Source organism: Bifidobacterium sp. ESL0820 (assembly GCF_052606235.1).
The window spans coordinates 247,707-272,309 of the sequence record NZ_CP199594.1; the positions used below are offsets into that span (position 1 = coordinate 247,707).

Consider the following 24,603-nt stretch of genomic DNA (forward strand, 5'->3'; position numbering starts at 1 on the left):
TTTCCGCTGATTTGCGGCCCGGACATGGCATTGGCAACAGTGGAAAGGTCCATGGTGGCACAGGAAGAATTCGACCCCGCGGCGATGACCGACGAGGTCAACGAGGGCATCGGCAGGATTCGCGAAGCCTCCGATCTGGAAGAGCTCAAGGCGATCAAGGCCAAGTATGCGGGGACAGGTTCCGCCCTGGCCGGATCCGGCCGGATCATCGGAAAGCTGCCAGCGGATCAGAAGAAGACCGCCGGGCGTCTGGCAGGCAAGCTCAAGGCTGACTTCGGCCGCGCCTACGGGCTCAAGGAGCGGCAGCTGCGCCAGGAGGAGGAGTCCCGCCGCCTGGCCGCCGAACAGGTGGATATGACCCTGCCGGTCAACCGCCGTCCCCAGGGCGCCCGCCACCCTCTGTCCAAGCTCATGGAGGATGTGGAGGACTTCTTCGTCTCCATGGGTTGGAGCATTGCCCAGGGACCCGAGCTGGAGGCCGAGTGGTACAACTTCGATGCGCTCAACTTCGGCCCTGACCATCCTGCCCGCCAGATGCAGGACACCTTCTACGTCAAGGGCAGCCAGGCCAGGGATGCCGCCGGCTTCGTCGGCTCCAACATGGTCATGCGCACGCATACCTCGCCCGACCAGGCCCGTTCCCTGATAACCCGTGGCGTACCGCTCTACGTGGCCTGCACGGGCAGGGTCTTCCGCACCGACGAACTGGATGCCACCCACACCCCGGTCTTCCACCAGTGCGAGGCCATCGCCGTCGATGAGCATCTGACCATGGCCGACCTCAAGGGCACCCTGGACAAGCTCGCCGTGGCCATGTTTGGCCCCGAGGCCCGGACCAGACTGAGGCCCTCATACTTCCCCTTCACCGAGCCCAGCGCCGAGATGGACCTCTGGTTCCCCGACAAGAAGGGCGGCCCTGGATGGATCGAATGGGGAGGCTGCGGCATGGTCAACCCCAATGTTCTGAGGTCGGCTGGCGTGGATCCGCAGCGCTACTCAGGCTTCGCCTTCGGTGTGGGCATGGAGCGCACCCTGCTCCTGCGCCACGACATCAACGACATGCACGACCTGGTCGAAGGCGATGTGCGGTTCAGCCAGCAGTTCGAGATGGGGGAGTGACCGTCAGATGCCAATGGTAGATATCGACTGGCTCAAGGAGCATGTGCAGGTCCCCGAGGATCTGACCTATGAACAGCTGGCCAAGGACCTGGTCCGGGTCGGTCTGGAGGAAGAGGACATCCACCAGTCCACGGTGACCGGCCCCATTGTGGTCGGCTATGTGGTGGATGCCGAGCCTGAGCCCCAGAAGAACGGCAAGACCATCAACTGGTGCCATGTGGATGTGGGCGAGCAGTACAACGCTGTGGACGACCAGGGCCGCAAGGTGCCCCGGGGCATCGTCTGCGGGGCCCCCAACATGGCTGCGGGCGAGAAAGTGGTGGTGACCCTGCCGGGGGCCGTCCTGCCTGGGGACTTCCGCATCGAGCCGCGCAAGACCTATGGCCACCTCTCGGACGGCATGTGCGCCTCCGAGCGTGAGCTGGGGCTGGGCTCGGACCATCAGGGCATCATCCTGCTGCGCAACTACGGGTTCACCCCCGAGCAGTACGAGCAGCTCAAGCCCGGTGACGATGCCATGAGCCTCCTGCATATGAATAGGCCCGTGCTTGAAATCAACATCACCCCGGATCGTGGCTACGCCTTCTCCTACCGGGGGGTTGCCCGCGAATACCACCACTCCACGGGCGCTGAGTACACGGATCCGGTGATTGAGCTGAACAAGACCGTGCCAGCCTCCGCAACGCAGGAGGATCAGGCTCCGCTGGCCGTGCATGTTGAGGACGACAATCCCATTCATGGTCAGCCCGGATGCGACCGCTACTACCTGCGGGCCCTGACCGGGTGCAACCCCAAGGCGCCGACTCCCAGCTGGATGCGTCGTCGGCTGGTTCGGGCCGGCATGCGCTCCATCAGCCTGCCGGTGGACATCACCAACTACGTCATGCTGGACCTGGGCCAGCCCCTGCACGCCTACGATCTGGACAAGCTCAGCGGCCCCATCGTCGTCCGCAGGGCCAGGCAGGGCGAGCACCTGACCACCCTTGATGGCAAGGATCGCGAGCTCAGCACCGAAGATCTGCTCATCACCGACTCGCCCGAGGGGCACGAGGGTTCTCGCATCCTGGGTCTGGCCGGCGTTATGGGCGGCCTGTATGGAGAGGTGACCGATCAGACGAAGAACATCCTGATCGAGTCCGCCCACTTCGACCAGGTGACCATCGCACGGACCGCCCGTCGCCACAAGCTGCCCTCGGAGGCCTCCAAGCGCTTTGAGCGTGGGGTGGATCCGCAGATGCAACCGGCCGCCGCAGCCATGGCCGCCGATCTGTTGCATCGCCTTGCCGGTGGCCAGGACCTGGATGCTCCGTTGGATTTGAACCAGACCAAGCCCATGCCGGTCATCGACTTTGCCGTCAGCGAGGTGGCACGTCTGACCGGACTGGAGGTGGAGCCCCAGCGCATCGTCGCCATTCTGCGCGACATCGGCTGCACGGTCCAGGGTGATCCTCAGGACCGGCTGTCGGTGACCCCGCCAACCTGGAGGCCCGACCTGGGCGAGGGCTGTGATCTTGTCGAGGAGGTGGCCCGCCTGGTGGGCTATGACCGCATCCCTGTCACCGTGCCATCGCCCAAGGTGTCAGGTGCGGTTGGTCTGACCGATCGCCAGCAGCGCCGCCGTTGGGTGGCTGACACCCTGGCCGAATATGGGCTGACCGAGGTTCTGGACTACCCGTTCGTCGGCGACAATGATTTCAAGGCCTTCGGCATGGATCCTGACGAGGTCCATATCAACAGCGTGGAGCTTGCCAACCCCATGGCCGCTGACAGGCCCTACCTGCGCCAGAGCCTGTTGCTGCCGCTGGCCAACACCGTGGAGCGCAACCTGCGACGTGGCAACACGGATGTGCGTCTCTTCGAGATCGGCTACGTCTTCCGTCGCGATCCCAAGGCTCCTGCGGTGCCCACCCTTCCGGGCGGTGTGCGGCCCAGCGACGAGGATCTGGCCCGCCTGGACCAGGGTCTGCCAGAGCAACGGCTGCATGTGGCGGCCCTGCTGACCGGCCGTGCCCAGGAGGACGGCTGGCTCAAGGACAGCAGGGATGTGGACTGGACCGATGCAGTCGAATCCGCTCGGCGTGTCCTGGATAGGCTGGGAGCACATTATCGGCTGGAGCAGCCCTCGGCTGAGCAGGTGCCCGACCAGTGGCATCCGGGCCGTACCGCCAGGCTGGTCCTGGATGACGGCACGCTTGTCGGCATGGTGGGCGAGCTGCATCCTCGGGTTGATCAGGCTCTGGGCTTCCCCGCCCACTCGGCCGCCTTCGAGTTGAGTCTGGACATGGTGCTGGACCACCTGGACTACACGCCCCTGCAGGCTAAGCCGGTCTCGACCTTCCCGCCGGTCCGTCAGGATCTGGCCTTCACCGTGCCGGAAACGGTTTCGGCCGCCGACCTGACTTCCGCCATCAGAGAAGCGGCTGGGTCTAGTCTTGAATCCATCGAGCTGTTCGACGTTTTCACTGGCGATCAGATCGGTGAGCATGCAAAATCGCTGGCCTTCGCAGTCACCTTCCGCGCCCCGGACCGTACCTTGACGTCCGAGGACAGCGAATCCCTGCGCCAGGCCATCGTTGACAAGACTGCAGGTCTGGGCGCCGTGCTGCGTGCCTGACCGGGCATCAACGGGACCGAGGGACATGACGGATTCTCAAGAACAGGGCACAGCCGGTGGACCCGACCGCCAGGATCATGATGGGGGCGACCAGCCCTTGTACGGCGCGCGCGCCGATCGTTATCCAGGATGGAATCCGTACATCTACGGTCGCCCAGACCCCGAACCCAAGGCCAAGGAATCCGATTCGTCCCAGGGCAACCCCGCCAACCGGCCCATGCCCATGGCGGGGCAGTCGGGTCCCGGTCGCGGCGGAAATCCTGGGAACCCTGGGAGCCCTCAGGCCCGTCCCGGCGCTCCGGTCTGGCCTCCCCAGGGCATGCCCGATCTGAACGACCCCTCCCAAAATCCGGTCTACGGCCACTGGGATCCCTGCGCCATCATCGCCTTCCTCATGGCCCTCTTTTTGCCCATGCCTGTGATTCCCGCCTTGCTGGGTGGCGTTTCCATGTATCGGACCCGCAAATTGCACATGAAGGGCTATGGATTGGCCATAGCTGCCCTGATCATCAACCTGCTCTTCACGCTGGCCTGGATCTGGCTGCTGGTCAACGGGGTCTCTCTGAACGACTTCTACCAGCAGATGATGCCGTCGCCCTCGACGGGTGGCGGCGGCTCCGGCGGGGATGGTGTCAGCGCCTGACATTTAAGCAGGGGGTCATTCAGATGGGCTTGGATATCAATATTGTCGTATTCGACGGGTATGAACCCTTGGATGTTTTCGGCCCCTTTGAGGTTTTCATCAACACTGATGGCGCCCGGGTGCGGCTTTTCTCCTTGGACGGTCCTGGAGTGAAAGTCGGGGAGGGCGGCGTCAGGGTCGAAGCTCTAGGACTCGAAGCGATCGATCCCAATGGAGTTTTGCTGATACCTGGCGGGTCCGGCACGCGAACTCTGGTTGGAAACGACCGATGGATTAGGCAGTTGGCAAGCCTGGCCGCCCAGTCGCCGCAGGTAATGACGGTCTGCACAGGCTCGGCTCTCTTGGCTGCCGCCGGTGTGCTCGACGGTCGGCGTGCGACTTCCAATGACTTGGCCTTTGACTGGGTCGTCGGCACGGGGGAGCGCGTGGATTGGATCAAGGATGCCCGCTGGGTGGTCGATGGAAAGTTTCGCACCTCTTCGGGTATCTCGGCCGGCATCGATATGGCCCTGGCCTTTGTGGAGGACACATGCGGGCCCGAGGCGGCGGACAGGGCCAGTACGCAGATGGAATACATCCGCAACCGAGATTCCGGTTATGACCCCTTCGCATAGGTGACAGTGTCGCGCAGCTAAAGCAGGTGCATAGCGACACGCCGAATTGTATAAATATGCATTTTACTGCATGAGTATGTATTATGGTGCCCGATGAAGGGAGCACTCATGCGGCAATACACGGTGGCTGTAGCGGGAGCTTCGGGGTATGCCGGCTCGGAAATGATCCGTCTATTGGCGGCCCATCCAGCCTTTCAGGTATGCACGGTCACCGGTCACGGCTCCGCTGGTCGACTGTTGGGGGAGTTCTCGCCCAACCTTCCGGAGTCGCTGGCCTCGCTGCAGATTCAGGATACGAAGCCGGAGATCTTGGCCGGCCATGATCTGGTGGTTTTGGCCCTGCCTCACGGGGCTTCTGGCCCCCTGGCCGAGCAGTTGGATCCGCAATCGCTGATGGTCGACTTGGGGGCTGATCACCGGCTGGAGGATCCAGGCGACTGGCAAGACTACTACGGAGGGCCTTTCTCAAGCCCGTGGACCTACGGGATGCCTGAGCTGCTCAATCCGGGTGGCGGCCGCCAGCGTCAGCTGCTTGGACAGACCCGGCGGATCGCTGGTCCTGGGTGCAATGTCACGGCAGTCACTCTGGCCTTCCAACCCGCTTTGGCCGCCGGACTGGTGCAGACCGATGATCTGGTGGCCGACCTTGCCGTCGGCTACTCGGGCGCTGGGCGCTCGGGCGGCAGAATGGATCTGCTGGCAGCCCAGGCCATCAATTCAGCCCATCCCTACTCGGTCGGAGGCACCCATCGGCATATCCCTGAGATTCTGCAGAACCTGCGCAAGGCCGCAGCTGCGGACCCCAACCTCGGGGGTCTTGGGAAACAATCCATCCGCTTGGGGCTGACCCCCATACTGGTCCCCATGTCAAGGGGGATTCTGGCTGTGGTGTCAGCCAAGCTGAGCGCGCGTGGACAGAGCATGGGTATGGCTGATATTCGTTCCGTCTGGGAAGAGATCTATGCCGACGAGCAGTTTATCGATCTGCTCCCCGAGGGCAGGCTTCCCTCCACGGCCGATGTGTATGGCTCCAACCGGGCCCAGGTCCAAATAGCTGTGGACCAGCGCGCCGACCGCCTCTACGCTTTCGCCGCCATCGACAACCTGACCCGGGGCACCGCAGGCCAGGCCCTCCAGGCCGTGAATCTGGCTCTGGGCCTGCCCGAGGAGACCGGATTGACAACCATAGGAGTGGCACCATGAGCATCACCTACCCTGCAGGCTTCCGGACCGGCACGGCCATCGCCCATCGTCCGGGAGGCTCACAGCGCCGCAACCTGGCCTTGGTCGTCAACAGCGGACCCTTGGACACGGCTGTGGGGGTCTTCACACCCAATCGTTTCCGGGCCGCTCCGGTCGTCTGGACCAGCCGAATCTTGGAAGCAGGCCATGCTGGAGCCGTGGTCATCAACTCCGGCAATGCCAACGCCTGCACGGGCCCCGAGGGCCTGGACCAGGCCAGGGCCATGGCCGAGCGGACAGGTGAGAAACTGGGCCTGCCCGCCGAGCGGGTTGCCGTCTGCTCCACCGGGATCATCGGCCATCTGCTGCACCTGGACTCCATCTTGACCGGTATCGATCAGGCTGCCCAGGGGTTGTCGGCCAGTCAGGAGGCCGGCGAAGAGGCCGCCAAGGCCATATTGACCACCGACACCTGCACCAAGACCGTGGCTATGGACGGTTCCGGATGGCGGCTGGGCGGCATGGTCAAGGGTTCCGGGATGATCGCCCCGCAGTTGGCCACCATGATCTGCGTAATCACCACCGATGCCATTCTGGAGCCGGAACAGGCTCGCCAGGCCCTGTCCGATGCTTGCCGGCTCAGCTTCAACCGGATCGATGTGGACGGGTGCATGTCCACCAACGACACCGTCCTGCTGATGGCCTCCGGGGCATCTGGTGTACGGCCTGACCCCGGCCAGTTCCAGGAGAAGCTTGGTCAGGCCTGCGCGGATCTGGCCCATCGGATTGTGGCCGACGGTGAGGGCAGCAAGCATCGGATCCGCATCCAGGTGGACGGTGCCGAGAACGAGGATGCAGCCCTTGCCTGCGCACGGGCGGTCTCCGGCTCCACGCTGCTCAAGTGCGCGGTGGCCGGCGAGGACCCCAACTGGGGCCGAGTGGTGTCCTCGCTGGGCACCGTGCCGGTTTCGACGGCGGCCTATGATCCGGCCCATGTGGATGTCAGCTTCAACGGCATCACGGTCTGCCAAGGAGGCCGTCCCGGCCAGGATCCGGAGCTGGTCGACCTGCACGTTCCCGAGGTCCATATCGACATCGACCTTGGTCATGGCGACAGCCAGGCCACGGTATGGACGGATGATCTGACCCACGAATACGTGACCATCAATGCCGACTACCACACCTGACAGGAAACCTGATCGGGCGCGCTGCCAAGAGCCGCAGCAATTGGAAGATGGTCATAAGGAAGGGGAAGAGGATGGCGGATGTCGAGCAGGATGCCGAAGCTGAAACAGCCTTGGACGATGCCCGCAAGGCCCAGGTGCTTATCGAGGCCCTGCCTTGGCTGGAGGAGTTCGCCGGTCAGAGGATCGTAGTCAAATACGGAGGCCATGCCATGGTGGACGACCATCTGCGGCAGTGCTTCGCTCAGGACATGGTCTTCCTGAGGCAGGTGGGCATGCATCCGGTGGTGGTGCACGGCGGCGGCCCGCAGATCTCCCGCATGCTCCAGGCCCTGGGCATCCCCTCGGTCTTCCGCGGCGGTCTGCGGGTGACCACCCCCGAAACCATGAAGGTGGTTCGCATGGTGCTGACCGGACAGGTAGGCAGGGATCTGGTCGGTGCCATCAATGCTCACGGTCCCATGGCGGTCGGCCTGTCAGGGGAGGATGCCGGCCTGTTCAGTGCGGCCCGCCGCACCGGCATGGCGGATGGCCGACCAGTCGACCTGGGCCTGGTGGGCGAGGTCGTGGGCGTGGATGCCTCGGCCGTCGAGGATCTGATCGACGCCGGTCGGATTCCCGTCGTCTCCTCTGTGGCTCCTGACGAGCAGGATCCCACCCAGGTGCTCAATGTGAATGCCGACGCGGCCGCATCCGCTCTGGCAGTAGCTCTGGGGGCCCGAAAGCTGGTCATTCTCACCGACGTGGAGGGACTGTATGCCAACTGGCCCCAGGCCGACTCCCTGGTCTCCAGCATCGGCGTGGACCGGCTTGAGGACATGTTGGAGGACATGCATGAGGGGATGCGCCCCAAGATGGAGGCCTGCCTGCAGGCCGTGCGCTCCGGGGTGGGCGAGGCACACGTCATCGACGGGCGGCGGCCGCATTCCATGCTCAACGAGATATTCACCCGCAACGGCATCGGCACAGTGGTCGTGCCAGGCCGGGACATGATCATGAGGAGGAGCCATGACGAAGGCTGATGCACCTATGAGAACCCCCGAGGGGCCGCAGAGCAGTCAATGGGCAGACCGCTATGACCGCGTCCACATGCGGGTCTTCGGACGGCCGGGCAGGGTCATGGACCATGGCCGAGGCGCCTGGATCTGGGACCTGGACGGCAACCGCTATCTGGACATGATGGCCGGAATCGCGGTCAATGCTCTGGGTTACGCCCATCCTGCCTGGAACAAGGCACTGGCTGAGCAGGCAGGAAAGATGGCTCACATCAGCAACTTCTTCGCCTCCCAGCCTCAGATTGAGCTGGCCGAACGACTGCTGGACCTGGCTCAGGCACCGGAGGGATCACGCGTCTTCTTCGCCAACTCGGGGACCGAGGCCAATGAGGCGGCCATCAAGCTTGCCCGGCTGCATGGCGCTCGCATGGGCGGTCACCCTGGCCGGATCCTGGCTCTGATCCATAGTTTCCACGGCCGCAGCATGGGCTCCTTGAGCCTGACATGGAAACCTGCCATTCGTGAGCCCTTCCAGCCCCTGGTCCCGGGCATGGGCTTTCTGCCGGCAGAAGACGGCGAGGCTATGGAGAAGGCCTTCGCACAGGGGGAGACCTCAGGAGAGCCGGTGGCTGCCGTCATTCTGGAGCTCATCCAGGGAGAGGCCGGGGTGCTGCCGCTGAATCCTGACTACGTTCGGCAGGTGCGTGAGCTTTGCAGCCGGCATGGAGCCCTGATGATTTTGGACGAGGTGCAAACCGGCATGGGCAGGACCGGCCACTGGTTCGCCTTCCAGGACCGGAGCCTGTCCGGAGGAGCCTGCCCTGACGTGCTCACCTTCGCCAAGGGGGTGGCAGGCGGCTTCCCCATGGGCGGGATGATCACCTTCGGCTCTGGGCCATCAGGTCTGCTGACCCCTGGCATGCACGGATCCACCTTCGGCGGCAATCCCCTGGGGTCGGCCCTGGCACTGACCACCTTGGAGACCATCCAACGGGAGGGCCTGCTGGAACGGGCGCGGCAGATGGGCGAGAGGCTGCGCGCTGGCCTTACCGACTGCGGCAATCCCCTCTATAGCCAGGTCAGAGGCAGAGGGCTGCTGGATGCGGTCCAGCTGAGCGCCCCCTGTGCCGGGGATCTGGCCTCCTGGGCCCTGGATCACGGGCTGATCGTTAACGCTGTGGCCCCTGATGCCCTGCGTCTGGCCCCGCCCCTGATCATCCAGGCCGACCAGATCGACCTGGCCGTGGATATCCTGTCCAAGGCTCCGGTCAGTCTCGGGGAAGGGCTTGCAACAGGATGATCAGTGAGATCAGCCATCAATGACGTACATGATCATAGCGATAGGGAGGCAGAGATGAACAGCGGTTTGCGGCACATGCTGCGTGACGACGACCTCAACCATGAGGAGCAGTTGGAGGTTCTTCGACTGGGCATGGCATTCAGGGCAAATCCCTATTTGTCCCAGCCCTATCAGGGCCCCCAGGCCGTGGCCATCATCTTCGACAAGCCCAGCACGCGCACCAGAACCAGCTTCTGCGTGGGCGTGGCCCAGCTGGGCGGCTATCCCATGGTCATCGACAGCTCTGGCTCGCAGCTGGGCCGTGGCGAGCCCGTGGCGGACACCGCCAAGGTGCTGACGCGGATGACGTCCACCATAGTCTGGCGCACCTTTGGCCAGGATCGGGTGGAGACCATGGCTGCCCATGCCACCGTGCCTGTCATCAACGCGCTGACCGACTCCTTCCACCCCTGCCAGGTTCTGGCCGACTTCCTGACCCTGGCCCAGCACCGGGGCGGGGTCGATGCCCTGGCCGGCATGACCATCGCCTACCTGGGCGACGCAGCCAACAACATGGCCAACTCCTACTTGCTGGGCGGAGCAGTGGCCGGCATGAACGTGCGGATTGCCGGCCCCCACGGCTTCCTGCCCGATCCAAGCCTGGTGGATCAGGCGCGGACCCTGGCTGCTGAAAACGGCGGATCCATTCTGGTCACCACGGATCCGGTTCAGGCTGTGGAGGATGCCGACTGCGTCTTCACCGACACCTGGGTCTCCATGGGCGAGGAGGACCAGTACGCCATTCGCTCCCATCCCTTCCAGCCCTATCAGGTCAACGCCGCACTTATGGCCCATGCCCGCCCGGATGCTCTCTTCCAGCATTGCCTGCCTGCCTACAGGGGTCGGGAGGTGACGGCCGAGGTCATTGACGGCCCGCAGTCCGTGGTCTGGGACGAGGCGGAAAACCGTTTGCACGCCCAGAAGGCCCTGATGACCTGGCTGGTGGCCCGCTCCCGGGGCGACGAATCCCTCCTGCAGGGGGTGTGCTGATGCGTCCGACGACCAAGGTGGCCCGGCTGGATGCCATCCGCCAGGCCCTGAGCCGACATCGGGTCAACTCCCAGCAGCAGCTGTCGGCCCTCTTGGCAGAGCAGGGCATCGAGGTGACCCAGGCCACCCTGAGCCGTGACCTGGACGACCTGCATGCCACCAAGCTGCGGTATGCAGACGGGAGCATGGCCTACTGGATTCCCGCCACCACCGACCAGCAGGCCATGGAGGCAGCTGCCGCCGAGGGGCCTGAGGTCGAGGGAGAGAACAAGACCGATGCCTATCTGGCCAAGATTCTGACCGGGCTGATCACCTCGGTGGCCAGGGCCCGCAACCTGCTCGTGGTCAGAACCCCCGCCGGCGCCGCCCAGTATGCGGCTTCCGCCCTGGACCGCCAGCCCATCAAGGGGATTCTGGGCACCATAGCCGGGGACGACACGATTCTGATCATCGCTGCCAACGATGAGGCGGCATCATCCCGGGCCGACTGGCTCATGACCATCGTCTCCGGCCAGGAGGAAGCCAGGGCCCGATGAACGCAGAAGACAAGAATTCAGCATCTGCAAGTGTGAAATCACAAGGAAAGAGGATCGCCATGACCGAAAACAATCGCATCGTGCTGGCCTACTCGGGCGGCTTGGACACCTCGGTGTCCATTCCCTACCTCAAGGAGCGCACCGGCAAGGATGTGGTGGCCGTCTCCCTGGATGTTGGGCAGGGCGGGGAGCGTCTGCAGACCATCCGCCAGCGGGCCCTGGACTGCGGGGCCGTCGAGTCGGTCGTGGTGGATGCCCGGGACGAGTTCGCCAGGGATTACTGCATGCTGGCGCTCAAGGCCAACGCCATGTACGAGGGCGTCTACCCGCTGGTATCGGCCATCTCAAGACCGCTGATCACCAAGCATCTGGTCCAGGCGGCCCACCAGTACGGTGCCGACACCATAGCCCACGGCTGCACCGGCAAGGGCAACGATCAGGTCCGTTTCGAGGTCTCCATCATGTCCATCGACCCCTCGCTGAAGGCCATCAGCCCGGTTCGTGACCTGGGGCTGATGAGGGATGTGGAGATCGCCTACGCCAAGGAGCACCGCCTGCCCATCGAGCAGACCGAGGAGAGCCCCTATTCCATCGACCAGAACGTCTGGGGACGGGCCATCGAGACGGGCTACCTGGAGGATCCCTGGAACGGGCCCACCAAGGACGTATACTCCTATACCGATGATCCGGCCTTCCCGCCGGTCGAGGACGAGGTGACCATCGACTTCGAGCAGGGCATCCCTGTGCGCATCGACGGCAGGGCCGTCACCCCTCTGGAGGCCATCGAGGAGATGAACCGCCGGGCCGGAGCCCAGGGGATCGGACGCGTGGATCTGATTGAGGACAGGCTGGTGGGCATCAAGTCCCGTGAGCTCTATGAGGCACCTGGGGCCGTGGCCCTGATCACCGCCCACCAGGAGCTGGAGAACTGCTGCCTGGAGCGCGAACAGCACCGGATCAAGCGCGACATCGACAAGCGCTGGGGCGAGCTGGTCTACGACGCCCAGTGGTACTCGCCTGCCGTCCGCTCCCTGAACGCCTTCATCGAGGAGACCCAGCGCTATGTCTCCGGCCGCATCCGCATGGTCATGCATGGGGGACGGGCCGTGGTCACCGGCCGGCACTCCGACAGCTCCCTCTACGATTACAGCCTGGCCACTTACGAGTCCGGCGACAGCTTCGACCAGAACGCCTCCAACGGGTTCATCGCCATCTACGGCCTGGCCGACAAGGTGGCCGCCGCACGCGACATGCGCTTCGGCAACGGCATCGCACAGGACGGACAAGAGCAGTGAGCAGCGGCGACAAGCCCATGGCCCTCTGGGGCGGGCGCTTCAGCAGCGGGCCCTCGCCGGCGCTGGTCGAGCTCAGCCGATCCACCCAGTTCGATTGGCGTCTGGCCGACGACGACCTGGCCGGTTCCCGGGCCCACGCACGTGCCCTCAACCGTGCTGGACTGCTGGACGATGGCGAGCTGGCAAGTATGGAACAGGCCCTGGATGAGCTCCAGGACCAGGTGGACTCCGGCGCTTTCGCCCCTGAACCTGGTGATGAGGACGAGGCCACGGCCCTGGAGCGCGGCCTGATCGACATAGCGGGGGACCAGCTGGGCGGCAAGCTGCGGGCCGGGCGCTCGCGCAACGATCAGATTGCCACCCTGATTCGGATCTGGCTGCGCCGCCACGCCCGGGTGCTGGCCAAGGATCTGCTGCGCACGGCCCAGGCTCTGATGGATCAGGCCCGGGCGGCGGGGACCACGGTCATGCCGGGCCGCACCCACATGCAGCACGCCCAGCCCGTCCTGCTGGCCCACCAGCTCATGGCCCATGTCTGGCCCCTGATCCGTGACCTGGAACGCCTGAGAAACTGGGACCAGCGTGCCGATGCCAGCCCATATGGATCTGGCGCGCTCGCCGGCACCACCCTGGGTCTGGATCCCCTACCGGTGGCCCGGGATCTGGGCTTCAGCCGGGTCTGCGCCAACTCCATCGACGGGACTGCTGCCAGGGATGTGGTGGCCGAGTTCGCCTTCGTCGCCGCCATGATCGGCGTGGACCTGTCCAGGCTGGCCGAAGAGATCATCATCTGGAACACCCAGGAGTTTGCCTTCGTCCGCCTGGACGACGGCTACTCGACCGGTTCCTCCATCATGCCCCAGAAGAAGAATCCCGATGTGGCTGAGCTGGCTCGCGGCAAGGCCGGTCGACTGGTCGGGGATCTGGCAGGCCTATTGACCACCCTCAAGGGGCTGCCGACGGCCTATGCGCGCGACCTGCAGGAGGACAAGGAGGCGGTCTTCGATCAGGTGGACACCCTGGAGGTCCTGCTGCCCGCCTTTGCCGGCATGGTCGCCACCTTGACCTTCAACAAGGACCGCCTGGAGGAGCAGGCCCCCACAGGATTCGCCCTGGCCACCGACCTGGCCGAGTGGCTGGTCAGGCAAGGGGTACCCTTCCGGCATGCCCACGAACTCTCCGGGGCCTGCGTCAAGCTGGCCGAGGGTCGTGGCTGCGAGCTGGCCGACCTGGATGATGACGACTTCGCCAGGGTCTTCGCTGACTGGGTGCCCGCCGATCGGGCTCCTCAGGTCCGCTCGGTCCTGACCGCCGGGGGAGCCGTGCGCGCTCGCCGGGGCCAGGGGGGCACCGCACCGGAGAGGGTCAAGGAGCAGATGGGCCAGGCTGCACATGCGCTGGAGGAGCTGAAGGCTTTCGCCGACTCACAGTCTGACGGGCCTGCCTACCATCCTCCCAGGTGAAGTTTCTGGTCTCCGCCGGACCGGTGGCCGCGTTAGAATGCCCAACGGCAATTCTTCAAGAGGAAGAGTAAACGGCGAAAGGCGGCGGCGATCATGAATCCGGTGGCACTGGTCCAGGCTTGGTGGGCCAAGCAGCACATCACTCTGGCCAAGGAGCCGCCCGGTTCCCGCCAGGGGTTGTGCTCGCCTCCGGACCAAGGCCGCGACCTGGAGCCATTGACCATGCTGGTGGTGGGCGACTCCATGGCAGTCGGCTGCGGGGTGAAGGACCAGAGCCAGGGCTTCGTCCCCGATATAGCCGCCTGCCTGGCCGCCCGGCTGGGGCGTCCGGTATCCTGGTCGACCCAGGGTCGGCTGGGGGCCACCATCCGCAGGGTGCGCTACCGGTTCCTGCCCGCTCTGCAGGACCATCCTGATCTGCTGGTTCTGTGTGCAGGTTCCAACGACATCATGGCCAACCGCACCGACGAGCAGTGGCGGGATGACCTGGCAGCCAGCATCGAGCTGGCCCAAAACAAGGGCCGTCAGGTGCTGGTCCTCAGCTCCGGTCAGCTCTATCGGGATCCTGCCCTGGGCCGGGCGCTCAGGGCAGAGGTTGAGCGTCGGATAGCCCGCCAGACGCAGACCAGCCGTCAGGTCTGTCAAGAGGCCTCGGTGCCCTTCGTGGATGCCACCCGCGACGATGTCGGTACCGATCGACCCGACTTCTGGGGCATCGATCACTTCCATCCGGGGGTTGAAGGTTACCGGCGCATGGCCGCCTGCGTGGTCGACCACATCCCTCAAGACCTGATCAATCAGTTGTCTGTGTCTGCGCATTCCTGAATTTGATACGGTAGTCGCTCCGCCCTGGCCAAAGCAGTCGGCCGTCAATCGCCAATCCGCAGTGGTCGATTCACAGTGATTAATCTGGTCTCGTCCCCTGGGGATTCTGGTTTTGTGAGGCCTTGTCTGCGGCAGTCCGGGGCTCTGCCGTGTCGGTATCTGTTGCAAGAATAGTAGGGTTTAGCATACATTCATCAAATATTCGATAGGGAGTAGCCTCTCATGTCGCAGGTCACCGATTTCAGGCAGGCGGGTTTCGACTCGCTTTTCGACGAACTCAAGTGGCGCGGTCTCATTGCCCAGTGCACGGACGAGTCCGAGCTCAGGAAGGTGCTGGCCGACCCCTCGGTGACCTATTATTGCGGATTCGACCCCACGGCCCCCTCACTGCACGTGGGCAATCTGGTCCAGCTGCTCAACATGCGCCACCTGCAGGCGGCCGGTCTGCATCCCATCGCCGTTGTGGGCGGGGCCACCGGGCTTATCGGCGACCCTCGGCAGTCGGGGGAGCGCACGCTGAATCCCAAACAGACCGTGGCCGAGTGGACCGAGCGTCTGCGTGGCCAGATCGGGCGCTTCCTGGATACCGAAGGCGAGAATCCCGTCCGGTTTGTCAATAATTATGAGTGGACCGGTTCCATGAGCACCATCGACTTCCTGCGCGATGTGGGCAAGAACTTCCGCATGGGCACCATGCTGGCCAAGGACACGGTGGCCCGCCGTCTGGACTCCGACGAGGGCATCTCCTTTACCGAGTTCAGCTACCAGGTGCTCCAGGGCAACGACTTCCTGGAGCTCTTCGACCGCTACGGATGCAGTCTGCAGCTGGGCGGCAGCGACCAGTGGGGGAACCTGACCAGCGGCCTGGACCTGATCCGCAAGGTGCGCAATGCCTCCGTCAACGTCATGACCAGCCCGTTGATCACCGATTCCCAGGGCAAGAAGTTCGGCAAGTCCGAGGGCAACGCGGTCTGGCTGGATCCCACCATGTTCAGCCCCTACCGCTTCTACCAGTTCTGGTTCAACCAGCCTGACGACCAGGTGGTCAAGCTGCTGAAGACCTTCACCTTCCTGCCCAAGGCCGAGATTGAGCGTCTGGAGGAGAGGACCGCCCAGGATCCGGGGGCGCGCGAGGCCCAGAAGGTCCTGGCATGGCAGGTGACCTCCTATGTGCACGGCGAGCATGCCGCCCAGGGGGCCATCGATGCCTCGGGCGCCCTCTTCGGCCGCGGCAAGACCCTGGAGGAGCTGGACGAGGATGTGCTGGATTCCGCTCTGGACGGGCTCAAGGTCGATGATGGTCAAGGCGGGCGAGCTCTGCCCGCAGCCAGTCAGGGTCAGCGTCTGGTGGAGGCCGGTGTTGCGGCCGGGCTCTTCCGTTCGGTCTCCGAGGCGCGCAAGACTGTGGCCTCAGGCGGTTTCTACCTGAATAACCAGCGGGTCGAGGATCCGGATCAGGTTTTGGATAACAAGGACTTTCTGCATGGGCGCTTCGCCCTGGTTCGCAGAGGAAAGAAGGCCCTGGGCGCACTTGAGCGTCGGGCCGGCAAGTAGGAACGCAGGAATTAAGGACACTGATGGCAGAAGAACACAATTATTCCCGGGGCGATCGCGGACGGGGCCGGGGCGGTTCGCGCCCAGGAGGCTTCCGGTCGGGCGGCCATCGCTCTTCGGGCTTCCACAAGGGCGGTTCGCGCTCGGGCGGATACCGCTCAGGAGGCTATCGTTCGGGAGGTCACCGCTCCGGCAACTTCCACAACCATGACGGCGAGGGCGGCGAAGAGCGTCGTTCCGAGGGCAGGAATGGACAGCGGCCCTTCCGCGGGCGCGGGCACGATCGGTTCGACCGCGACCATCGCGGATACAGGCATGACCGTCAGGATGGCCACGGCGGCTTCCGCAAGGATTCCGACCAGGATCGCCACGGCCGTCGACAGGATGGCGACCGTCCACGTCGTGATTTCCATGCCAATGGGCATGGCGGATACGGGCATCGTGATCATGACAACGACCACGGTAGGTCGGGGTATGGCGAACGTCGTTCCGGTCGCGGCTACCAGCGGCATGACCGTGACCGTGATCGTGGTCAGAGCTTCCACGGAGACCGCCGTCGGGGTGACGACCGGAGGTTTGATCGTCGGCAGGATGAGCGGTCCGGCGGGGATCGTCCATGGAACAACCGCTCGCGGGATGATCGTCCACGTCAAGACCGTTCACATGGGAACCGTCCCTACGGCAACCGCTCCTACGGCGACCGTTCCCGTGACGACCGTCGTCAAGGCGGCTATCGGGGCGACCGCTACCAGGGCCAGCGTGGCCGCGATGACCGTCGCCATGACGACCGCCGCGGGACCTATCAGCGTGACCGCCAGAATGGCTATGACCGCGGTCGCCGCAACTCAGACGGGACCATCTCCTATCCCTCTCAGAACCCCTACACGGATCGCCGGCCTGGCGAGCCCAAGATGCCCAAGGGCCTTGAATGGTCCATGCTCTCCAAGGATGACCGTCTGCGTCTGCGCGGGCTGAGCAAGGAGCATGCCGAGAACATCGGTTTGCACATCCTGGCCGCCTACGCGCTGGAGGAGACCGATCCCCAGGGGGCTCTGGCTCATGCCAAGTGGGCTGCCCGGCAGGCCTCGCGGATCGATCTCGCTCGTGAGACGCTGGCCCTGGTGGCTTACCGTCAAGGCGACTACAAGCTTGCCTTGAAGGAGTTCCGCACTGCACACCGCATGAACGGCTATTCCGATTATCTGCCCTTCATCGCCGACTGCGAGCGTGGTCTGGGCAATCCCCGCAAGGCCATTGAGGAGGCCACCTCTGAGGAGGGCAGCCAGCTCCAGGGCGAGTCCAAGGCGGAGATGTTCCTGGTCTATGCCGGAGCCTTGGGCGATCTGGGCCTGTGGGACAAGGCCATCGAGACCGTTCAGGCCCTGGCCAAGGCTCGTGGGCTCAGCGGCGACTACCGGATGCGTGCCGTGCAGGCCGAGCAGAACTTCCTCGAACAGGCTGGTCGCAGCCAGGAGGCCCTTGAGCTGGAACCCCTGCTGGATCGGCTGGAAACGGAGTATGCCGACGAGGATGAGGACGAGGATGGCCAGAAGGACGGACAGTCCGAGGAGATCCTGATCGACTACGACCTGGAGCACCTGGATTCGGCCATGATGGAGGATCTCTCCATCGACCCGGATGGCGGCGAGGATGACTCGGATGAGGCTGAAGCTGAGACTGAGGCCGCCGAGTCTGATGTCACCGATGTATCTGATCAGGGTGCCGATGACAGCAAGGTTGAGGAATCTTCTGAATCAGTAGGTTCGAACGATTCAGCGGACTCAACTGACACAGGTGGCTCATCTGATTCGGCTGGTTCATCCGATTCGACCGATACATCCGACGCAGCCGATTCACTTGGTTCGTCCGACTCAGCGGGTTCATCCGAAATGCCGGCATCCGAAATGCCGGAATCCGGAATGCAGAAATCGTCAGACGCTGTGGAGCAATACGGGGAAGAGCCCTCTCGCCTTGATGGGCAAACTTCGGACGATGGCTCTCAAAGCGACCAGAGCAGTGACGAAACCGACACGGCTGTCCTGAATGCAGGATCCGAGGCAGACACTTTCGATCATGAAAACGAACAGACCAATGATGAGCAGGTCAAGGAGTCCGATACGTCTGATGAAAACAGGGCTGAATCGTGACCGTCTTCCTCAAAGGAACTGATGACGCTCCGGCAAAGACCTACCGTCTGGCCCTGCTGGACCTGGACGGGGTGGTCTACCGGGGCGCTGACCCTGTCGAGCATGCTGCCGAGGGCATCGACCGCGCTCAGACGCTCGGCATGCGCATGGCCTACACCACCAACAATGCATCCCGGTTTCCCCATGTAGTGGCCGATCAGCTGCGCGGGTTCGGTCTGACCCTGGACGATGGCCAGGTCATCACCTCCGCCGTTGTCGCCGCACGAATGCTGCGCCGACACCTGCAGGAGGGCGCTAGGGTGCTGGTCATCGGATCCGATCATCTACGTGATCAGATCCGCCGCAACAAAATGGTGCCGGTAGGCAAGGCTGCAGATAAGCCAGAGGCCGTCATTCAGGCCTGGTATCCCGAGCTGAGCTGGCAGGACCTGGCCCAGGCCTCCTTTGCCATCGAAGGCGGTGCACGCTACTTCACTACCAACAAGGATCAGACCCTGCCCCGCGAAGGTGGCATGGCACCCGGGAACGGGGCCATGCTTCAAGCGGTGATTCTGGCTACTGGCAAGCAACCGGAGGATTCGGCCGGGAAGCCGGAATCGGCCATGTACGATGAGGCTCGGCAGCTCTTGGCCGGCGACCAGAAGATCTTGGACATTGACCGATGCCTGCCCGTGGGCGATCGTCTGGACACCGACATCGAGGCAGCCAACCGGGGCGGGTACGACTCCATGCTCGTCCTGACGGGAGTGGCCCGAACACCCGCCATTCTGACTGCACCGGCCAAATGGCGGCCAACCTATCTGGCTGAAGACCTGCGTGGCCTCACTGCGCCGCAACCCCAGCCCAGTAAGGAGGCCGACCAGACCTGGCACTGCGGAGGCCAAACCGCAAAGGTGGATGACGACGGGCATGTCACTTTGCATGCTCTTGAGGGTGGCGGCGATCCCCTGTCCGATCTGGATGCTGTGCGAGCCTGCGCCTGTGCGCTCTGGGAGTACCAGGATCGTGGTGGAGACATGGACGCGCTGGATCTGCCCGCCTTCGTCGTAGGGGCATAGCGGCCATGTCGGAAGAGGTCAAGCCCGGACAGCTGGGAGCGAGTGGACTATCCCAGGAATCCAATCACTACGGGCTACCTGAGCAGTCCGGCCAGACCGGGCAGCCTGTAGAGTCTGAGCGTTCTGGACGGTCCTCTCAGGCAGATGACGAGGATACGACTGCCTCAGCACCCGAAGAGCCCATGGATAAGCAGGCCATGGCACCTCTTTTGGAACGTTTCCCTGAATTGGCGGAATTGGATGATCTGGATGATGCCCAACAGGTTGAGCTGCTCGGCAAGGTGCTGACCGGGCTCCAGCAGGACCTGAACCGGGAGGGCAAGTGAACGATGAGGACACAGTCGTCAGCGCTGGGGACGGTCGTCGAAGGACTGTAGCCCACACCCGCGACCGGCTTGACCGTATCCTGCCTGCACAGGGACTCACAGATTCGCGTGCCAGAGCCCAGGCGCTGATTCGGCAGGGCCGAGTCTCGGTCAACGATCATCTGGCTTCAAGACCTGCTCAGAGCGTTCAGCCTGGCGATGTAATCCTTCTGGACCCGGGCGATGACTATGCCTCCCGGGGAGCGCTGAAGTTGGAGGGCGCCCTGACGACTTTTACAACGCAGGGGATGCCCGATCCGCAGGACAGGCTCTGCATCGATATCGGGGCTTCCACAGGCGGCTTCACTGACGTTCTGCTCAGACATGGCGCAAGGCGAGTTATCGCCCTTGATGTGGGCCATGGACAGTTGTTGGGTCGGATTGCCGCTGATCCTAGAGTGATTGACATGAGCGGTGTCAACATACGCGAAGTCCAGTCGGGAGACCTGCCGTATCGTCCGGAATATGTGGTCTCGGATGTGTCCTTCATCTCGCTGACCTATGTCATTCCCGTCCTCCCTGCCTTGCTGGCGCCTGCTGCCAACTGCCTGTTGCTGGTCAAGCCCCAGTTCGAGGTCGGACGCAGTCTGCTGGGCCATCATGGCATTGTGACGGACGAGGATCGCAGGCACGAGGCGTTGGAGCGCGTCTTGGCCTGTGCACGTGAGCATGGATTTGCTGTCCGAGCTACCATGCCATCGCCGATAACCGGAGCCCACGGCAACGTGGAATATCTGCTCTGGCTGTCTTGGCTGCAGTCGGCCTGAAGGCTGTGGTTTCCCGCTTCCTTCGCGACACACCAGGCTGGACAGAATCCACAATTGCGGTAGTATAAATGAGTTGTCAAAAACGAGTTCCTCGTCAAGATGACATGCGCCAGTAGCCCAACGGATTAGAGCAGCTGACTACGGATCAGCAGGTTGCAGGTTCGAATCCTGTCTGGCGCACCACACGAAAGCCCTACAGCCGCAACGGCTGCGGGGCTTTTCCATTACTCGGGAAAATCGTCTGAAACACTATTTTGTGTGACATCTGTGTGGCAAAAGTCCTTGCAAAAAAGCCCAGACGAAGCTGGACTGTATGCAGGCTGCGGTGTCTATTGATTAAGGTGCTGCATGGCGTTGTCGACTTCGTCGTCAGGGAACTGTTTGAGCTCGTTGGCCAGCTGTGTACGGATTGCTTCAGGACTCATGTCAATCGTCTTCTGATAAGACTTAGCCCTGGTCTGGGTGGTTGGCGTTATAGTCCGCCTGAAAGTTGTCGATGGCATACTGTGTGGCTGCGGGCTTGAACCGATCTTAAGTCTACCTGACTGGTCGGCTGTGAGTAGACCCCTGCTTACTCATGTACATCATGTTGAAATACGACTTAGCCTTGGACGGTACCAACTTGTACTCTTTGGGCATGGCTGCGGATGCCTGGCCGGTCTTCTATTGAGTGGTGTACGCCGCTAAAGAAAATCATGTAATCACGAGACGGTGTAATGTGTTCGCCTCGGATACCGCTAAGCGCCTGAGGGGGGTGGGGGCTTGCTCTATGGCAAGATCAGCAAGCAATAACCTCAGGCTTTTATATATGAGACAGATCAAACGCTGACTCGGGCAATGGGTATGAGTGAATCAATTATTGATTAAGGAGTTGATCCGGTGTGATGTCCCAGGCATTACAAATGCGTTCAATGTCTGATACTGCCCATTCCTTTTCGTCATTGATCCTAGCTCGCACATAGGAAGAGCTTCTGTTTATCTGCAATCCGAGGGCCCGTCCAGATATCCTGCGTATGCCCATGCCGGCCCTTATGGACTTGCTTACTCGCAATCCAAAGTCGCTCATTCCTATTCTTTGCTTTCCCATGGTTCCCATAATATTTGATAGACAACGAGTTTGGACTCATATAACGGTAAAAAAATAAAATATGATCTCATTACTAACTTTTGAGCATAAATAAGAGTCATAATTAGGTTATGTGCATTATTGGCCCTTACCGGTTGATGGTTGCATGGATTCGTGCAACACTATGGGCTCAAGAGTGTGCGGGCACCGTTATACCCGAATCATCGGGCATACCAGGATATTTGCTGCCTAACTGTTTGCTAGATAGCTTAATCGATCTCAATTGGCTACCAAAGCTAACGAAAACACTTCAAGCATTTATGCATTAGAGCAGTCAATTATTGTCGCCAAGCAAAGCAATATGATAAGCAAAATCCTATTAGCTATGTGTGCTCACATAACCCAAATTAAATTAAAAGCTGCAGTGGTAACTATGGCGAGCGGCACAGCAAGAGAAAACAATTTCAGATTATATTATGTAGCTCTTTGATTTCAAAGGCCAGCGAGAAAAAGACAATAACCCACGAGACTAGCGAGACCTAGCTGGTGCTCAAGCATATTATTTGCGACGTACTTGGTCTGTCAAAACCAGGTCATGTGGTGCAATGTCTGGATACTGATGAGGCAACCTAGGTGGACCTTAACGCAGAGTTAGGACCGAACTACAACAAGCCAGTCAACCTGGTCAACGAGTCTGGGTTGTATGAGATTGTGCTTAGGGTAGACAAACTGAAAGCTCGAGAGTTCTGGCACTGAGTAGCGCATGAGATACTTCTGTATGTTCGAAGCCATGGCGCTTTCAAGGTACCTGAAGAGATTGTGGGTACTTTGTAAGCTCCATGTTATCCGATTCACTTGGGCAAAGCATTGCAAGAGGCGGAAAAGGTTTAGGCTGAGGCTGAACGGCAGGTAGTTGCTCAGCGTCCAAAGATGTTATTCGCTGATGCTGTTGCCGCTTCGCGCACGGACATCATCGTGGGAGATCTGTTAAAGATACTCAAAGAGGATGGTGTGAACATTAATGTTACATGTCTTTTTGCATGGATGCGGAATCAGGGATATTTAAAGAAAACCAGCAGCGCGAGGAATATGCCTACTCAGAAGTACATGAATCTCGGACTGTTCACCGTGAAGAAGACAACGGTGGTTCACTCCGACAAACGTATTACGGTCAATAAGACTGCAAAAATTAGAAGTCGCGGGCAGGAGTATTTTGTTGTCCACTTCTTGGGAATTCAAGACAGAGTCTAGTTACATAACTCTATTAGATTAATCGCGGCTAGTCGACAATGATTGTCTGCCCTGGCGAGAGTGTCTTCGAGTTTGGTTGCCAAGGCAATAGAGATTTATGCTTTGACCGTAATAAGGGCAATACCTATTCATGGAAATTGTCACAGCACCTATGGACCTGCGCGAGGGCAGGCCGGCCGATTTCTGTCAAATCTATACCCTGTTTGACTTGTTTCATTCTTCGCGAGGAAGGAAATCCCCCCCCCCCCCCCCCTGATCTCGATTGTCATCTGCAAAAGAACGCAGCTGCACTGCTGGAATAGTATGGAAAGTAGGTGCATGCCCAATGTCGGATCCAAGTATGCGGGCTAAACCAATTCGCATGAGTGCCCTGTTGGATCGTTTACAGCGGCGGCAGATGCCTCGCTTGCTTCGGAGTTGGTGCGTCGACATAGACACAGAACGTATAAAACGCATAGATAAAGATAATTGGGTTGCTATAAGGCCATCGAATCTAAGGCTGTGTTGTAGGTATCTGTGAAAGAGATGAGACGGGCAACTGTGAATTGGCTTAATAATTGGACTTGGGGTGTGGCCTACTTCGACTGGGACGGCTCATCTCTGCTTTTCGCCATCCGTTATTGAATCAGGGTGTGTCGAGCTAAGGAAACAGAAGATATGGCGATGTGTAAGATCGTGTGCCTGTGCTGCAGAGAGCAACTGAACTAGACGACAAGTAGTTCTGAGCTTATTTCTTTTCCATGGTATGAAGTTTCTGCTCTAGGTTTTCTTGAACAGAAGTGGGTTGCACAATGAGTCGGTCCTTGAGCGTAGGGGGGCGTGTCAATTCCTCCTGCGTTGGCTTCAGAAGCTCCCCATCCGGGCGTGGCCATACTGGTGCCAGATAACCGCAGCGTATACTCCGAGCATCTTGGCAGACCTTTGCGAACATCTTTATTGGAGAGTAGTCGGCAATCTCGCAGATTAGCACGAACTCGCTGATTCTGACGGGAGCTTTATCCGCATTTTTTATATCTCGTATGCGGCTGTAACGCAGTTGTCCGTCTGACATCTTTACTATGTCGTAGAGTGTCAATTGCTTGGCTGACATCATTTCAGCCACGTTCAGGGCCGCAGCATAATCTACTACAGTCCATGGGTATCTTCTTCTAGGCATGGACGCACTGTAGCTCTTTTAGACTGTAAGAGTTATCCTCTTTGTGTTTGCGGTTTTCCGTAACTGTCATTGCTACTCGTATCTAAGTGACCCCAGCAATTGGATGATGAGTGGGATTCTTTACTGCTGTTCAGATCCTTGTGCGGAAGTCATACTGCTCGTTAAGAACATGGTTTAGACGACATAAGTACTCGGAGAGAGAACGTTGTTCATTGCACGTCAAGATGTAACGGGTGTTGAATGTGCGAGGGTTTGGATTGCCTAGACTGCTAGCTGAACCAATTCTGATCCCTATAAGGTTTAGAAAGAAGGAAGGGCGCTATATAGAGTCGGAAAAATGAAGAAAGGGGTTGTTCCACTGGTGCTATACAGCCTTTAGATTCTAAAAGAGCGTCGAGGCAGGAAATTCACTGGTGAGAAACAGATGAAATATAGTAAGC

Annotated in this window: 20 protein-coding genes and 1 tRNA gene; 20 read left to right on the forward strand and 1 reads right to left on the reverse strand. The window is 61.2% G+C overall.

The features are described from left to right. Nucleotides 1–51 precede the first annotated feature (51 nt). The 19 genes from pheS (at nt 52) to ACUIAH_RS01140 (ending at nt 20,873) form a co-directional block, all read left to right on the forward strand. On the forward strand, nt 52–1,119 hold the full coding sequence (pheS, locus tag ACUIAH_RS01050) for a phenylalanine--tRNA ligase subunit alpha (protein ID WP_445341100.1): 1,068 nt from the start codon (nt 52–54) through the stop codon (nt 1,117–1,119). Between the two features lie 7 nt (nt 1,120–1,126). Beyond that, nucleotides 1,127–3,733: a phenylalanine--tRNA ligase subunit beta gene (gene pheT, locus ACUIAH_RS01055; RefSeq protein ID WP_445341101.1), complete on the forward strand. Its 2,607-nt coding sequence runs from the start codon at nt 1,127–1,129 to the stop codon at nt 3,731–3,733. 25 nt (nt 3,734–3,758) lie between these two features. Further along, nucleotides 3,759–4,376, forward strand: coding sequence for a DUF4190 domain-containing protein (locus ACUIAH_RS01060; protein ID WP_445341102.1), 618 nt, complete (start codon nt 3,759–3,761; stop codon nt 4,374–4,376). Between the two features lie 23 nt (nt 4,377–4,399). Continuing rightward, nucleotides 4,400–4,990, forward strand: coding sequence for a DJ-1/PfpI family protein (locus ACUIAH_RS01065; RefSeq protein WP_445341103.1), 591 nt, complete (start codon nt 4,400–4,402; stop codon nt 4,988–4,990). A 108-nt stretch (nt 4,991–5,098) separates the two neighbouring features. Next, nucleotides 5,099–6,193: an N-acetyl-gamma-glutamyl-phosphate reductase gene (argC, locus tag ACUIAH_RS01070; protein ID WP_445341104.1), complete on the forward strand. Its 1,095-nt coding sequence runs from the start codon at nt 5,099–5,101 to the stop codon at nt 6,191–6,193. After that, nucleotides 6,190–7,359, forward strand: coding sequence for a bifunctional glutamate N-acetyltransferase/amino-acid acetyltransferase ArgJ (argJ, locus tag ACUIAH_RS01075; RefSeq protein WP_445341105.1), 1,170 nt, complete (start codon nt 6,190–6,192; stop codon nt 7,357–7,359). The genes argC and argJ overlap by 4 nt, the downstream gene beginning before the upstream one ends. A gap of 71 nt (nt 7,360–7,430) precedes the next feature. Next, nucleotides 7,431–8,378 (forward strand): acetylglutamate kinase, encoded by a 948-nt coding sequence (gene argB / locus ACUIAH_RS01080; protein WP_445341106.1) that lies wholly within the window; start codon nt 7,431–7,433, stop codon nt 8,376–8,378. A gap of 7 nt (nt 8,379–8,385) precedes the next feature. Continuing rightward, nucleotides 8,386–9,651 carry an acetylornithine transaminase gene (locus tag ACUIAH_RS01085; RefSeq protein WP_445341515.1) on the forward strand — a complete coding sequence of 422 codons (1,266 nt, stop codon included), beginning with the start codon at nt 8,386–8,388 and terminating at the stop codon, nt 9,649–9,651. Nucleotides 9,652–9,705: 54 nt separating this feature from the next. Then, complete coding sequence (gene argF, locus ACUIAH_RS01090) at nt 9,706–10,680, forward strand: ornithine carbamoyltransferase (RefSeq protein WP_313835478.1); 975 nt, start codon at nt 9,706–9,708, stop codon at nt 10,678–10,680. Continuing rightward, entirely contained in the window at nt 10,680–11,216 is a 537-nt protein-coding gene (locus ACUIAH_RS01095) for an arginine repressor (RefSeq protein WP_445341107.1), read from the forward strand. Before argF ends, ACUIAH_RS01095 begins: the two co-directional genes overlap by 1 nt. Nucleotides 11,217–11,275: 59 nt before the next feature. Continuing rightward, nucleotides 11,276–12,511 carry an argininosuccinate synthase gene (locus ACUIAH_RS01100; protein WP_306221028.1) on the forward strand — a complete coding sequence of 412 codons (1,236 nt, stop codon included), beginning with the start codon at nt 11,276–11,278 and terminating at the stop codon, nt 12,509–12,511. A 17-nt stretch (nt 12,512–12,528) separates the two neighbouring features. Continuing rightward, complete coding sequence (argH, locus tag ACUIAH_RS01105; protein ID WP_445341516.1) at nt 12,529–13,974, forward strand: argininosuccinate lyase; 1,446 nt, start codon at nt 12,529–12,531, stop codon at nt 13,972–13,974. 93 nt (nt 13,975–14,067) lie between these two features. Beyond that, entirely contained in the window at nt 14,068–14,799 is a 732-nt protein-coding gene (locus tag ACUIAH_RS01110; RefSeq protein ID WP_445341108.1) for an SGNH/GDSL hydrolase family protein, read from the forward strand. A 222-nt stretch (nt 14,800–15,021) separates the two neighbouring features. Beyond that, entirely contained in the window at nt 15,022–16,353 is a 1,332-nt protein-coding gene (gene tyrS / locus ACUIAH_RS01115; protein WP_445341109.1) for a tyrosine--tRNA ligase, read from the forward strand. Between the two features lie 23 nt (nt 16,354–16,376). Beyond that, nucleotides 16,377–18,500: a helicase gene (locus ACUIAH_RS01120; RefSeq protein ID WP_445341110.1), complete on the forward strand. Its 2,124-nt coding sequence runs from the start codon at nt 16,377–16,379 to the stop codon at nt 18,498–18,500. Then, nucleotides 18,497–19,558, forward strand: a complete 1,062-nt coding sequence (locus ACUIAH_RS01125) for an HAD-IIA family hydrolase (RefSeq protein ID WP_445341111.1) — start codon at nt 18,497–18,499, stop codon at nt 19,556–19,558. Before ACUIAH_RS01120 ends, ACUIAH_RS01125 begins: the two co-directional genes overlap by 4 nt. A 5-nt stretch (nt 19,559–19,563) precedes the next feature. Further along, a complete protein-coding gene (locus ACUIAH_RS01130) occupies nt 19,564–19,884 on the forward strand; it encodes a hypothetical protein (protein WP_445341112.1) in 321 nt (106 codons plus the stop codon). A gap of 77 nt (nt 19,885–19,961) precedes the next feature. After that, nucleotides 19,962–20,690 (forward strand): TlyA family RNA methyltransferase, encoded by a 729-nt coding sequence (locus tag ACUIAH_RS01135; protein ID WP_445341517.1) that lies wholly within the window; start codon nt 19,962–19,964, stop codon nt 20,688–20,690. 106 nt (nt 20,691–20,796) lie between these two features. Continuing rightward, a tRNA-Arg gene (locus tag ACUIAH_RS01140) sits at nt 20,797–20,873 on the forward strand. 146 nt (nt 20,874–21,019) lie between these two features. Here the strand turns inward: ACUIAH_RS01140 and ACUIAH_RS01145 are convergent. After that, nucleotides 21,020–21,115 (reverse strand): hypothetical protein, encoded by a 96-nt coding sequence (locus tag ACUIAH_RS01145; RefSeq protein WP_445341113.1) that lies wholly within the window; start codon nt 21,113–21,115, stop codon nt 21,020–21,022. A gap of 1,571 nt (nt 21,116–22,686) precedes the next feature. Here ACUIAH_RS01145 and ACUIAH_RS01150 point away from each other — a divergent pair. Further along, on the forward strand, nt 22,687–23,007 hold the full coding sequence (locus ACUIAH_RS01150; RefSeq protein WP_445341114.1) for a phage antirepressor KilAC domain-containing protein: 321 nt from the start codon (nt 22,687–22,689) through the stop codon (nt 23,005–23,007). Nucleotides 23,008–24,603 lie beyond the last annotated feature (1,596 nt).

What these genes read in the sequence shown, in the direction of transcription:
- ACUIAH_RS01065 (WP_445341103.1), top strand. Translation starts at nt 4,400, where the DNA reads ATGGGCTTGGATATCAATATTGTCGTATTCGACGGGTATGAACCCTTG.
- argJ (WP_445341105.1), top strand. Translation starts at nt 6,190, where the DNA reads ATGAGCATCACCTACCCTGCAGGCTTCCGGACCGGCACGGCCATCGCC.
- ACUIAH_RS01095 (WP_445341107.1), top strand. Translation starts at nt 10,680, where the DNA reads ATGCGTCCGACGACCAAGGTGGCCCGGCTGGATGCCATCCGCCAGGCC.
- argF (WP_313835478.1), top strand. Translation starts at nt 9,706, where the DNA reads ATGAACAGCGGTTTGCGGCACATGCTGCGTGACGACGACCTCAACCAT.
- ACUIAH_RS01130 (WP_445341112.1), top strand. Translation starts at nt 19,564, where the DNA reads ATGTCGGAAGAGGTCAAGCCCGGACAGCTGGGAGCGAGTGGACTATCC.
- argC (WP_445341104.1), top strand. Translation starts at nt 5,099, where the DNA reads ATGCGGCAATACACGGTGGCTGTAGCGGGAGCTTCGGGGTATGCCGGC.
- ACUIAH_RS01110 (WP_445341108.1), top strand. Translation starts at nt 14,068, where the DNA reads ATGAATCCGGTGGCACTGGTCCAGGCTTGGTGGGCCAAGCAGCACATC.
- pheT (WP_445341101.1), top strand. Translation starts at nt 1,127, where the DNA reads ATGCCAATGGTAGATATCGACTGGCTCAAGGAGCATGTGCAGGTCCCC.
- ACUIAH_RS01120 (WP_445341110.1), top strand. Translation starts at nt 16,377, where the DNA reads ATGGCAGAAGAACACAATTATTCCCGGGGCGATCGCGGACGGGGCCGG.
- ACUIAH_RS01100 (WP_306221028.1), top strand. Translation starts at nt 11,276, where the DNA reads ATGACCGAAAACAATCGCATCGTGCTGGCCTACTCGGGCGGCTTGGAC.
- ACUIAH_RS01145 (WP_445341113.1), bottom strand. Translation starts at nt 21,115, where the DNA reads ATGAGTCCTGAAGCAATCCGTACACAGCTGGCCAACGAGCTCAAACAG.
- ACUIAH_RS01150 (WP_445341114.1), top strand. Translation starts at nt 22,687, where the DNA reads ATGTTATTCGCTGATGCTGTTGCCGCTTCGCGCACGGACATCATCGTG.
- argB (WP_445341106.1), top strand. Translation starts at nt 7,431, where the DNA reads ATGGCGGATGTCGAGCAGGATGCCGAAGCTGAAACAGCCTTGGACGAT.
- ACUIAH_RS01060 (WP_445341102.1), top strand. Translation starts at nt 3,759, where the DNA reads ATGACGGATTCTCAAGAACAGGGCACAGCCGGTGGACCCGACCGCCAG.
- tyrS (WP_445341109.1), top strand. Translation starts at nt 15,022, where the DNA reads ATGTCGCAGGTCACCGATTTCAGGCAGGCGGGTTTCGACTCGCTTTTC.
- pheS (WP_445341100.1), top strand. Translation starts at nt 52, where the DNA reads ATGGTGGCACAGGAAGAATTCGACCCCGCGGCGATGACCGACGAGGTC.
- ACUIAH_RS01085 (WP_445341515.1), top strand. Translation starts at nt 8,386, where the DNA reads ATGAGAACCCCCGAGGGGCCGCAGAGCAGTCAATGGGCAGACCGCTAT.
- argH (WP_445341516.1), top strand. Translation starts at nt 12,529, where the DNA reads ATGGCCCTCTGGGGCGGGCGCTTCAGCAGCGGGCCCTCGCCGGCGCTG.